Origin of the sequence: Aurantiacibacter zhengii (assembly GCF_003584125.1) — a bacterium.
GTDB lineage: Bacteria > Pseudomonadota > Alphaproteobacteria > Sphingomonadales > Sphingomonadaceae > Alteraurantiacibacter > Alteraurantiacibacter zhengii.
On record NZ_QXFL01000001.1, the window covers coordinates 41,350 to 53,466 of the forward strand.

Genomic DNA, 12,117 nt, shown 5'->3' on the forward strand with positions numbered 1-12,117 from the left:
AAGGCGCAGGGTTTGCGTCTGCGCTTGAAGCCTTGCAGCCATCACGCGTTCGTAAGAACGCAATGTGGCTTGCTGGCTTTTACTTTGCATCGCGGCATCAACCTGTAAGTATTCCCGGTGGCCAGGGCCTGTCCGGAGGTGCCGGTTTGCAATATTGCTCCGGCAAGGCGTTAGCTAGCATCGGGGAAAAGATACGGCAACCTTGTTGCGCATTTGCGCAAATTTCCCTTGGTATCGCCTTAACCATTCCTGCGCCCTGCCAAGGCGCGTTTCATAGGACGTTTTGCCGCCCGCATGGCGTATCGTTTGCAGATCGGCCTGCTGTTCGCCTTCCCGGTGCTGTTGCTGGGCATGCTTTACGCACTGGGCGCGGCCATACCGGTGCCGGTGCTGGGGCGCGACTACGTGGTGCGCGTGCCTTTGCCCGACGGCAGCACGCCCATCGACCTTCCCGAGATACTGGGCCCGTCCGACCCTGCCCGCCCGCTGGTGGTGATCGATGCCGGACACGGCGGACCGGACCCCGGCACCGTCAACGAGGCATACCGCGAGAAAACCATCGTGCTGGGTCTGGCAAGGGCCCTTCGCGACAGGCTGCTGGCAGAGGGCGGCATACGCGTTGCGATGACGCGGGACGACGACAGTTTCATCGTGTTGCAGGAACGTGCGGAGATCGCCCGCGCGCTGGGGGCAGACCTGTTCCTGTCGATCCACGCCGATTCCGCCGGTGAGCGGGAAGGGGTGTCGGGTGCCAGTATCTATACCCTGTCCGACACGGCATCATCGGAAGCGGCCGCTCGCTTTGCCGAGCGGGAGAACGATGCCGACATCATCAACGGCGTCGATCTTTCCGGGCAGGCCGAGGAAGTGAACGCCATCCTTGTAGAACTCTCGCAGCGGCGCACCTCGGAGCAGTCGGCCCTGTTCGCCGAACTGATTGAGCGCGAGGGGGCCGACAGGTTGGTCTTCCATCCGCAGCCGCGCCGCGCCGCGGCGCTGGCCGTGCTGCGTGCGCCGGATGTTCCTGCCGTGCTGTTCGAATCGGGGTTCGTCACCAACCTGGAAGACGCCGAGAGGCTGGCTTCGGTCGAGGGACGGGAACGCTTTGCAGAAGTGATGGCGCGGGCGATCCGCATATATTTCGCACGGCAATCCACGATAAACTGATGCGCATTCATTGTGGCGCCATCAAGCAATGGCATGTAAGGCGCTGGCCTGCCTTATGACCAATTCTGCCTCTTCTGCCATCGGCGACACGCTGCAGCGTTTTCGCGAATTTACCCGGCGCATCGGCGCCCCCCTGCGGTCCGCCTGGCGAGAACGGCGCCTTGTGCGCATTGCGGGTTACCTGCTGCTGGCCGGCATGCTGGCCTGGCTGCTAGGGTGGGCCTGGCTTGCCCGCGACCTTCCCGATGCAGAGACGCTGCTGGATTACGAGCCGAACCTGCCCAGCGTCGTTCGCGGTATCGATGGCGAGATCGTGCACCGTTACGAGCGTGAACGGCGCGTGGAGCTGCAGTTCCGCGATCTGCCCGAGCAGCTGATGAACGCCTACATCTCTGCCGAGGACGAAACCTTCTGGACCCACGGCGGCATTGACGCGGGCGGTTTCGTCGGGGCGGTGATCGATTACGTGTCGAAGATCGGTTCCGGCGAGCGCGCCGTAGGCGGCTCCACGATCACGCAGCAGGTGGCCAAGAACATCCTCGTCGGCAACGAATATTCGGTGACGCGCAAGCTGAAGGAGATGATCCTGGCGACGCGAATCGAAGGCGTGCTTTCCAAGCAGCAGATCATCACGCTTTATCTCAACGAGATTCCGCTGGGTCGCCGCAGTTTTGGTGTGCAGGCAGCCGCGCGTGCCTATTTCGACAAGGACGTGGAAGACCTGGAACTGCACGAGATGGCCTATCTCGCCATTCTGCCGCGTGCCCCCGAGGTCTATAGCCGCCAGGCAAACTACGGCACGGCGACGGAACGCCGCAACTGGGTCCTCACCCAGATGGAGGACAACGGTTATATCACCCCTCAGGAAATGCAGACCGCGCAGGCGCAGCCGCTCGGCATTATCCAGGGGCAACGGACAGAGCGTTCCGCCGATGCTGGCTACTTCCTGGAAGAAGTGCGCCGCGAGCTGATCGAACGCTTTGGCGAGGAAGCGGAGGATGGCCGCAACAGCGTTTATGCAGGCGGCCTCTGGGTTCGCACCTCGCTGGATACCGAGCTGCAGGATGCCGCGCGCAATTCCCTGCGCGACGCGATGCTGCGTTACCACGGCAATCGCGGCTGGGCAGGTCCGGTTGCCACGCTCAACCCCGATAACGGCGATCTGACCGCACAACTACGCAGCTCTTACCTCACTATCAATTACGAGGACTGGCGGGTTGGCGTGATTACGGCACTCGGCAGCGGCTCGGCCACCATCGGTTTCGCCGATGGCGAAGAATTCCCACTGTCCAACCCGGCAGGCGAGATGAGCGTGGGCGACGTCGTGGTCGCCTCGCCGCGTGGCAATGGCTGGCGCTTGGAAACGGTGCCGGAAGTTTCCGGCGGGTTCGTGGCCATGGCGCCCGACAGCGGCCGCGTGCTGGCGATGCAGGGCGGCTTCGATTCGCGGCTCGGCAGTTTCAACCGGGCTACCCAGGCCAATCGCCAGCCCGGCTCCACGATCAAGCCCTTCGTCTACGCTACCGGCCTCGACAACGGCATGACGCCGGCCTCGATGATCCCGGACAGCCAGTATTGCTATTACCAGGGCGCGAACCTGGGTGAGAAATGCTTCACCAACTTCGGCGGTGGCCGCGGTGGGGGCGAGTATCCGATGCGCTACGGGCTGGAGCAGTCCAAGAACCTCATGACCGTCCATATCGCGATGGATTCCGGCATGGAGAACGTGATCGACACGTTCGAGAACCTGGGTATCGCCGACGAAGGTGCCTACGAGCCTTATCCCGCCTTCGCCCTGGGCGCCGGAGACACCACAGTAGAGCGCATGGCCGCCGCCTACGCCGCGCTGGTGAACCATGGGCGGCTGAACGACCCCACGGTAATCGACTATGTGCAGGACCGTGACGGGAAAGTGATCTACCGCGCCGACAACCGCGAATGCACCGGCTGCAACATGGCTGAGTGGGACGGCGGAGCGATGCCGCGTTTCGGGCGTACCGGCAGGCAGGTAATGGATGCGCGCACCGCGTTCCAGATCGTCAACATGCTGACCGGCGTCGTCCAGCGCGGCACGGCCACGCGCCTGCGCGATCTCGACTTTCCGCTGTTCGGCAAGACGGGCACGAGTTCGGGTCCGACCAACGCCTGGTTCGTCGGTGGCTCGCCCGACATCATCGGCGCGACCTATCTGGGTTTCGACCAGCCGCGCAACATGGGCGGATGGATCCAGGGTGGGAACACCGCCGCGCCGATCTTCAAACAGTTCGTGCAGGAAACGCGCGACCACTGGAGCGGCAGGCCGTTCGTCGCGCCAAGCGGTGTGCGGATGGTGCGCGTCGACCGACGCACGGGCCGCCGGGTGTTCGACGCCTGGCCCACCGACGAGCCGACTTCCGCGGTGATCTGGGAGGCGTTCAAGCCCGATACCGAGCCGCGCCGGAACCAGCGCCAGAACGAAATCGACGCCATGCGCGAGACGATCCTGGCGCAGTTGCGCCGTGCGCAGCAGGGGCCGCGCGCCAGTCGCCGTACCAGCGAGCCGGAAGACTTCGCCGAGGAGCAGGGCGGCATCTACTGATCCGCCAGCCCGAAGGCTTTCCCCGCGTCTCACCTTGCGCTAGTCGCGCGTCTCACATTTGCAAAGGACATTGCCATGCGTGCCGAAGGGCAGGCCCATATCGACCGGATCGAAGCCGCGCTGGCGCTGGTGCGCAAGTCGCTGGACTGGGAACACGCGCTGCGCCGACTGGATGAGCTGGAGGCGCGCGTGCAGGACCCGGACCTGTGGAACGATCCCAAGCAGGCCCAGGCGATCAGCCGCGAACACAAGCAGCTGAAGGATGCCGTGGGCACGGTGAACGAGATCAGCCAGGAAATGGCCGATGCCTCGGAGTTCGTCGAGATGGGCGAGGCCGAAGGTGATGACGATGTCGTGGCCGAAGGCCTCGCCAGTCTCGCAGCCCTTGCCAAGCGGGCGGACCGCGACAAGGTGAACGCGCTGCTTTCGGGGGAGGCGGACAACTACGACACCTACCTGCAGGTCAACGCGGGCGCAGGCGGCACCGAGAGCCAGGATTGGGCCGAAATGCTGATGCGGATGTATGCGCGCTGGGCCGAACGTCGCGGCTTCAAGGTCGAGACGGTCGAATATGCCGCTGGCGAACAGGCCGGCATCAAGAGCGCCACGCTGCTGATAAAGGGCGAGAACGCCTACGGCTATGCCAAGACAGAGAGCGGTGTTCACCGCCTTGTCCGCATCAGCCCCTACGACAGTTCCGCACGCCGCCACACCAGCTTTTCCAGTGTCTGGGTCTACCCGGTGATCGACGACGATATCGATATCGAGATCAACGAAGGCGACCTGAAGATCGACACCTACCGCGCGAGCGGAGCGGGCGGGCAGCACGTCAACACGACCGACTCCGCCGTACGTATCACGCACAAGCCCACCGGCGTCGTGGTCGCCAGCCAGAACGACCGCAGCCAGCACAAGAACCGCGCAACTGCCATGAACATGCTCAAGGCGCGCCTCTACGAGCGCGAACTGGCCGCGCGCGAAGCGGTGGCGGCAGGCGAATATGCGGAGAAGACCGAGATTGGCTGGGGCCACCAGATCCGCAGCTACGTCCTCCAGCCATACCAGATGGTGAAGGACCTGCGCACCGGGACGACGTCGACCGCTCCCGGTGACGTGCTTGATGGCGAGATCGATGATTTCATCGCGGCCGCCCTGGCGCAGCGCGTGACCGGCGAGACCGTGGATGTGGAGGACGTGGAGTAAATCCGCGCCCCCCGCAGGTGGAGAACGAGAGCACCAGCGCCGCCGTCCTCGACCAGTCGGCCATCTGGTATTCCGCCTGTAACGAGGACACCGCAAGCGAGATCGCTGCCTTGCAGCCGAAGGGCAAGCGCCTCCTGTGCATCACCGCCAGCGGGTCGCGGGCTTTCGACCTGCTGCTGGCGGATCCGGCGCACATCGTCTCGATAGACCAGAACCCGGCGCAGACCGCGCTCGCCGAACTGTTTGCCGCCGCCTATCGCACTTTCGACTATGCAAGTTTCAGCGGTCTCGTGGGCTTGCGGGAAGAACCGGCGCGGCTTGACCTGATCGACAAACTGCTGCCGCAGCTTTCGCCTCCATCGCGGGAATTCTGGCGACGAAACCGGGGTATCGCTGCAGAGGGGCTTCTCTACTGCGGACGCTGGGAGGGGTTTCTGCGCCAGATCCGCCGGTGGGCTGGCAAACGGCGGCGCAAGCTTGCCGATCGCCTGCTCGCCGCACCGGACCGCGAAACCCAGTGGGCCCTGTGGCGGCAGGAGTGGGACGACTGGCGCTGGCGGCTGTTCGTGCGCGCCATGACTGCGCGTTCGCTGTGGCGCTGGGTGATGCGCGAGCCGGGCATCGCCTTCATCGACCGTGAATTCGACATGACGGCATATACGCATGACTGCTTCAACCATGCCGCCCGCGACCTGCACCTTCGCGATCTTCCCTTCGCTTGGCTGATGCTGAGCGGAGGATACGATACCGAAGTGCTGCCACCCTATCTCACCGAAGCCGGTCACGCGGCGATAGCGCAGCGGGTCGACCGCCTCGAATTGCGCACTCTCAGCTTGCAGCAGGCGATTGCCGAGGCGGAGCCAGGCAGCTTCGACGGCGCATCGCTGTCGGACTATTCCTCATATTGCGACGACACCGTGCAACGCCGCGTGTGGGCCGATCTGGCGCGTGGGATCCGTCCGGGCGGCTTGGTGTGCGAGCGCAAGTTCTACAACAAGTCCGGCACGGACATTCCGCTGGAATCGGGTTTCACCCGCAACCGCAAACTGGAAGACGCGCTACGCCTGTCCGACGGCGCGCTGTTCTACAGCTTCGTCGTTGCCCGGCGGGAGGGGATAGCCTCGCGAGACGCTTGCGAGATCAGAGATTTGCGGCATAGCTAGCGTATCGAAGACAGCGGGGGAGGGCAGTATGCGGCTTGCAATGGGGCTCTTGCTGGCGGCGCTCGCCCTGCCGGCCACCGTTCAGGCGCAAGGCACGTGGGACCACCCGCGTGTGGAAGACCTTGCCTGGCCCGATCTGCAGCGTTTCGAGGACGAACGTGCCTACCGCGAATGGGTGCGCGACGTGCGCCGTATGCGACGGCGCCTAGCCGACGACCAGCGCGCAGCCCTGCCGCCGGAGATCGTGGTTGCGCAGGCCCAGGTCGAGGTGGAAGCGGAACCGTGCAATCCGTTGTTTGCCGAATGCGAAGATGAGGGCGGGGTCGTCGTGGTAACCGGCTCGCGGGTTGCATCATCACCACAGTCATCCCCGATGGCCGTCACTTCCATCACCAACAACCAGACCGCGACTGTCGATGAAGGCGACATCGTAAAACTGATCGGAGATTACCTGCTGGTATTGCAGGACGGCCGTATCTTCGCGGCCAACTATCACACGATGCAGCTTACCGACCGCATCGACGTGTACCGCCGCGGCGAGGATGGCGATCCCATTGGCGCGGACTGGTATGACGAGATGCTGGTGCAGGGCGATAACATCCTGGTGACCGCCTATTCCTATTACGACGAGGCTAGCGAGCTGTCCGTGTTCCGGCTCGACCGGGCGACCGGAAAGATCGAGCGGCGCGGGGTGTTTCTCATTTCGTCCGAAGATTATTACGACGTCGACAATTACGCGACGCGCGTGGCGGGCGACAAACTGGTAATCTACACGCCGTTCGAACCGGAAGACCTCGTCAATCGCCGGAACCGCCCGGTTGTGCGGCGCTGGGTTCCGGAAGAGGAGTTCGAAGATACCGCGCGCGGTTCGCCGATCCTGGAGGCGAGGGACATCTACCGGCCGGTATTCGGCTCTTACGAACCGATGGTGCACACGATCTCGATCTGCGATCTGGGAAAGCTGGATGAGGAAAACCTCGATTGCGTATCGACCGGGTTCATCGCAGGCGCGGTCGCCGAGATGTTCGTTTCTCCCGACAACATCTTCCTTGCGACCTCTGCTGCCACGTACGACGATCTCGATCCATACGACGTGTGCCGGGCACGGCGGGCGGGCGTGCCGAGTGTCGACGGTTCTCCACCCGGCGCCGTCTTTCGCATCTCCCTGAGACGCAGTGCCGATGTCGATCTTTTGCCAGTACGAGGAATGGTGTTCGACCAGTTCTCAATGGACCAGCAGGGCTCTCGCTTTCGCATGCTGGAAAGCTGGCCGGACTTCGAATGTGGTGAGGGCTCTCGCGATTACGATGCTTTTCACGCCAACCCGGAGCTGATCGACAGTTCGATTGCGACGTTCTCAGAGCGCTACCGCTCCGCCCCAGATCGCCGCTTCGTCAGCCTTCCGTCACCCGGAGAGGGGGAATTCGAAAACCGGTTTGTCGGCGACTGGCTGCTTTACGGTGTCAGGAGCAATTATGGCCGCCCGCCCTATGATGCCAAGGAGCTTGCCGCTGCTTCGCAGGGAGGCGTGTTCGCCGTTCCGCTGGGCGAACCTTCCGCCACCACGCGCATCCCGCTTGGCCACGAGATTACGCGGATAGAGGCGCTTGCGGGCGATGCCGTGCTGACGGGTTACCGCGATCAGGAAGGCCTCTACCTCAGCTACCTCGATCTGGAAGAGGCAGCGCGGGTCAAGGGACAGGCATTCCTGGAAGGCCGCTACGAAAGCGAGAGCCGCAGCCATGCCTTCAATTCCACGATCTACCCCGAAATGGACGGTCTGATGGGCATCCCCACGGTGCGGCGGGAAGAGGATTCCGGCAAGCTGCCCTGGCGATCGGACGATTCGGGTATCTCTTTCCTGCGTTTTACTGCCGAAGGCGACCTTGCGGATCTCTCCGATATCAAGCCCGCATCGGGATCGGACACCGTGGCGCAGGGTTACGAGTGCGAGGTTTCCTGCATCGACTGGTACGGCAATGCCCGTCCGATCTTCCTTGGCCGCGGCGTCTATGCGCTGATGGGCACCGAACTGGTGGAAGGCCGCGCGCTGGATGACCGGATCGAGGTGCTGCGGAGGCTGGACCTCACTGGCAGGGTGTCACCCTGACCGTAACTCCTTCGACATGGCGCTTTGCCAACCTTGCTCTGTGCGGCTAGAGCGCCTGTATGACACGACGGGTTGCCATCAATGTCCTGGCCGCGCTGGGAGCTTGCCTTTCGCTTGCCGCCTGCGACGTGGCGGAGGAGGATCGCCCGGTCACCGCGCGCGATTTCCCGCGCCCTTACCGGCCTGTTTCCGAAGCGGGTTCGAACGCGTTCTCCAACGAGCAGATCCGCGACGATCGCCAGGAAGCGCAGACGGTGATGGACCAGGCGAAAATCACGCAGGGCATGACCGTCGCCGACATCGGGGCGGGGGAGGGTTATTACACCGTCCGGCTTGCCGCCCGGGTAGGCGAAAGTGGCCGCGTGCTGGCGCAGGACATCGATGAGGACGCGCTGCGCCGCCTTGGCAGCCGGGTGGAGCGCGAGCGGCTGGACAATGTCTCCATCGCGCTTGGAGATTCGGACGATCCCAAGCTGCCGCCCGACAGTTTCGATCGCATCTTCATGGTCCACATGTATCACGAGATTACAGAGCCTTACGCCTTGCTGTGGCGCATGCGCCCGGCGCTGCGCGAAGGTGGACAGGTTATCGTCGTGGATGTCGACCGTCCGGCAGACCAGCACGGGATCAACCCGCAACTTCTGTTTTGCGAATTCGAGCGCGTCGGCTATCGGCTCGTCGAGTTCGTGCGCAAGCCCCAGATAGCGGGCTACTACGCGCAGTTCGAAGTGGAGGGCGACCGGCCCGATCCACGCGACATAGAGCCCTGCTTGCAGCCGGGCGAGACCAACACCGAGTTCTCCCTTAGGGACGAGGACACTTCTGGGGAAAATGATGAGTTTCAAGGGTCTTAAGCCGATTTCCTATGGCGGCCGCGAAGTCTGGCCGCTGATCGAGGGCGGCAAGGGCGTTTCCGCCACCAACCACGCCAGTTCCGGCGCCTGGGCTGCGGCCGGCGGCATCGGCACGGTCAGCGCGGTGAATGCCGACAGCTACGATAGTGACGGCAACCCCATTCCGCAGGTCTATCCTCAGGCAACCCGAACCGAAAGGTTCGAGCAGCTGGTCCAGTATGCCATCGACGGCGCTACCGAACAGGTGAAGCGCGCGCATGAAATCGCAGGCGGTAATGGCGCGATCAACATCAACGTCTTGTGGGAAATGGGCGGCGCGCAGCGCGTGCTGGAAGGCGTGCTGGAAAACTGCAAGGGCATGGTCACCGGCGTCACCTGCGGTGCCGGGATGCCCTACAAGCTGGCCGAGATCGCCCAGCATTACAACGTTTACTACCTGCCGATCATCAGCTCCGCGCGCGCATTCCGCGCACTGTGGAAGCGCAGCTATTCCAAGGTGCCGGACCTCATGGCGGCGGTGGTCTACGAAGACCCGTGGCTGGCGGGCGGCCACAATGGTCTCTCCAATGCAGAGGATCCTCGCGAGCCGCAGGATCCCTATCCGCGCGTGAAGGCTCTGCGCGAGACGATGCGCGCTGAGGGCGTGTCGGAGGAAACGGCTATCGTGATGGCAGGCGGCGTCTGGTACCTGCGCGAGTGGGAAGACTGGATCGACAACCCGGAGCTGGGCAAGATCGCCTTCCAGTTCGGCACGCGTCCGCTGCTGACCAAGGAGAGCCCGATCCCCAACGTGTGGAAGGAAATGCTGCGCACGGTAGAACCGGGCGACGTGCTGTTGCACAAGTTCTCGCCTACTGGCTTTTACTCCAGCGCGGTGAAGACACCGTTCCTGTATGACCTGATGCACCGTTCCGAGCGGCAGGTGCCCATCTTCAAGCGGGATCAGGAAGAGGGCACGATCCCGCTGATGGATCACGGCAAGGCCAAGTATTTCTTCGTCCACCCAGGAGACCAGCGCAAGGCGCAGGCGTGGATGCACGAAGGATTCACCGAAGCTCTCAAGACGCCCGACGATACCGTGGTGTTCGTGACGCCTGAAAGCGCCGACCAGATCCGTACCGACCAGGCGAATTGCATGGGCTGCCTGTCGCACTGCCAGTTCTCCAGCTGGAAGGACCACGACACGCACACCACCGGCCGCCTGGCCGATCCGCGCAGCTTCTGCATTCAGAAGACCTTGCAGGACATCGCCCACGGCGGTGATCCGGACGAGAATCTCGCCTTCGCCGGCCATGCGGCCTACCGTTTCAAGACCGACCCGTTCTATTCGAACAACTACACCCCCACGGTGAAGGAACTGGTCGAGCGGATCCTGACCGGGGACTGATCCTGAGCGAGCAGCACGAACAGCCGCCACCCCTGCGCAATACCTTGCGCGAGGGGCTGGCTATTCCTCGCGTCCTCCTCAATCCCTTTCGCCTGCCCAAGGGCGGTGCCGGCTTCGGGCGGGGAAGGGCGGCCATCGTCATTCCCGGACTTGCGACCGGCGACGTTTCCACCACGCTGCTGCGGCGAACGCTGAAGGCGCGGGGGTTCGAGCCGGAGGGCTGGCGGCGCGGCCTCAATACCGGGGCAGATGCGGGCAAGCTGAAGGAGCTGGAAGCGCGCCTTTCCGAACTGCATCGGCAGACCGGCAAGAAGGTGGTACTGATTGGCTGGAGTCTGGGCGGCCTGTACGCCCGCGTATTGGCGCATCGCTGTCCGGAGCATGTTGACATGGTAGTCACGGTGGCCAGCCCGTTTTCCGGCGACCGTCACGCCAACGTGGCATGGAAGCTGTACGAGGCGATCAACGATCACACGGTCGACAATCCTCCCTTCGCCGAACAGGTAGCCGCAAAGCCGCCCGTGCCCACCCTGGCGGTCTGGTCTGCCAAGGATGGCATCGTCTCGCCCGATTGCAGCCGTGGGCGCGAGGGCGAGGCGGACGAAACCCTGCGGATCGACGCGCAGCATTTCGCGCTGGGCACCTCTGCTTCGGCAATCGAGAAGATCCTCGCCAAGATGGCGGATATGGAAGCCTAGCCGGGGAAGTTGGTGCGCTGCTGGTCCGCAGCATTGCCGGGCACGCGGAAGTGGTCCTGGGCGTAGACCATCAGCGCGATCAGGGCGACCTGCCGGCGCGCCTTGCTCATGTCGAAAGCCCCGTCCTGCGCTGCGGCGCCTTCTGCCAGTTCGCGATAGACGTCGGCCAGTCGGGTGCCCGGTTCAAGCTCGGCCCGTGCGGCGTCGTGCAGCCGGTGACCTTCGGCAACTTCGACAAGGGCATCGTCCAGCGCCAGGTCGCCTGCCTCGAACCGGCGCAGCAGGCTGCAGCGAAAGGCGGAGCAAACGTGCGGCGGACCGTCGGCATAGATGCCGCAGGTGCGGTTGTGCAGGAATTCGCAGGGTTGGGGCATCCTGGCACCATGGCCCCGATGTCGGGCCAGCGCCTGCTCCGCCGTGGTCAATGGCACAAAGCCGAAAAGCGCGCCGTTGCAGCACAAACCGCACTGCGTGCACAGGTCGGAACCTGTCGGCGGCGCCGTTAGCGCCACAATTGCAAGGCCTCTATCCCGTCGCGCAGGCCATTGTCGCCTTCCGGGCGAGAGACCACGCGCTCCACCAGTTTCCAGCTGCGCCGCGACATGGTGCGCCGCCAGATATCGGACGCCCAGACCGTGCCTTTCCACTCGTGATCGCCCAACGAGGCTTCGAGCTCGATCTGGCAGGCAAACACGCCGATGGACCCGTGGCGGCGGACGTAGATATCGCCAAAGCGGTAGGAATGGCACCGCAGCCGGGTGGTCGCCGCGTCCAGCCAGCTTACCCGGTCGAGCATGGTCGCCTTGTTGCCGCCCAGCAGGAACACGAAGTCGCGCGCGGCGACTTCCTTCATCAGCTTGCGGTCGCCGCGCATCCACGCGCGCATCCACTGGTGTTCAAGCGTTTCGAGGCGTGCGGCAAAGGTATCCATAGCACCATGCACCTAGCCTATGGGCA

Annotated in this window: 10 protein-coding genes; 8 read left to right on the forward strand and 2 right to left on the reverse strand. The window is 63.9% G+C overall.

All coding sequences use genetic code 11. The annotated features are described in order from the left end of the window. Positions 1–294 precede the first annotated feature (294 nt). From D2V07_RS00190 to D2V07_RS00225, 8 genes are all read left to right on the forward strand, one after another. Entirely contained in the window at positions 295–1,167 is an 873-nt protein-coding gene (locus D2V07_RS00190) for an N-acetylmuramoyl-L-alanine amidase family protein (protein ID WP_119584014.1), read from the forward strand. Positions 1,168–1,222: 55 nt separating this feature from the next. Beyond that, on the forward strand, positions 1,223–3,745 hold the full coding sequence (locus tag D2V07_RS00195; RefSeq protein WP_119584771.1) for a penicillin-binding protein 1A: 2,523 nt from the start codon (positions 1,223–1,225) through the stop codon (positions 3,743–3,745). 75 nt (positions 3,746–3,820) lie between these two features. Then, positions 3,821–4,948: a peptide chain release factor 2 gene (gene prfB, locus D2V07_RS00200; RefSeq protein ID WP_119584015.1), complete on the forward strand. Its 1,128-nt coding sequence runs from the start codon at positions 3,821–3,823 to the stop codon at positions 4,946–4,948. Positions 4,949–4,965: 17 nt separating this feature from the next. Further along, positions 4,966–6,111: a DUF3419 family protein gene (locus D2V07_RS00205; RefSeq protein ID WP_119584016.1), complete on the forward strand. Its 1,146-nt coding sequence runs from the start codon at positions 4,966–4,968 to the stop codon at positions 6,109–6,111. 40 nt (positions 6,112–6,151) lie between these two features. Then, positions 6,152–8,221, forward strand: coding sequence for a beta-propeller domain-containing protein (locus D2V07_RS00210; RefSeq protein ID WP_233548179.1), 2,070 nt, complete (start codon positions 6,152–6,154; stop codon positions 8,219–8,221). A 59-nt stretch (positions 8,222–8,280) separates the two neighbouring features. Further along, on the forward strand, positions 8,281–9,075 hold the full coding sequence (locus D2V07_RS00215) for a class I SAM-dependent methyltransferase (protein ID WP_119584018.1): 795 nt from the start codon (positions 8,281–8,283) through the stop codon (positions 9,073–9,075). Continuing rightward, a complete protein-coding gene (locus tag D2V07_RS00220; protein WP_119584019.1) occupies positions 9,056–10,462 on the forward strand; it encodes an NAD(P)H-dependent flavin oxidoreductase in 1,407 nt (468 codons plus the stop codon). The genes D2V07_RS00215 and D2V07_RS00220 overlap by 20 nt, the downstream gene beginning before the upstream one ends. A gap of 44 nt (positions 10,463–10,506) precedes the next feature. Further along, entirely contained in the window at positions 10,507–11,160 is a 654-nt protein-coding gene (locus tag D2V07_RS00225) for an alpha/beta fold hydrolase (protein ID WP_119584020.1), read from the forward strand. On the opposite strand, the gene D2V07_RS00230 is transcribed toward D2V07_RS00225, so the two are convergent. Both D2V07_RS00230 and D2V07_RS00235 read right to left on the reverse strand, forming a co-directional pair. Then, the gene (locus D2V07_RS00230; RefSeq protein WP_147366870.1) at positions 11,157–11,534 is read right to left on the reverse strand and encodes an exodeoxyribonuclease VII small subunit; all 378 of its coding nucleotides are present in this window, start codon (positions 11,532–11,534) and stop codon (positions 11,157–11,159) included. The two genes, D2V07_RS00225 and D2V07_RS00230, sit on opposite strands and share 4 nt — an antisense overlap. 128 nt (positions 11,535–11,662) lie before the next feature. Then, entirely contained in the window at positions 11,663–12,091 is a 429-nt protein-coding gene (locus D2V07_RS00235; RefSeq protein WP_119584022.1) for a nuclear transport factor 2 family protein, read from the reverse strand. Positions 12,092–12,117 lie beyond the last annotated feature (26 nt).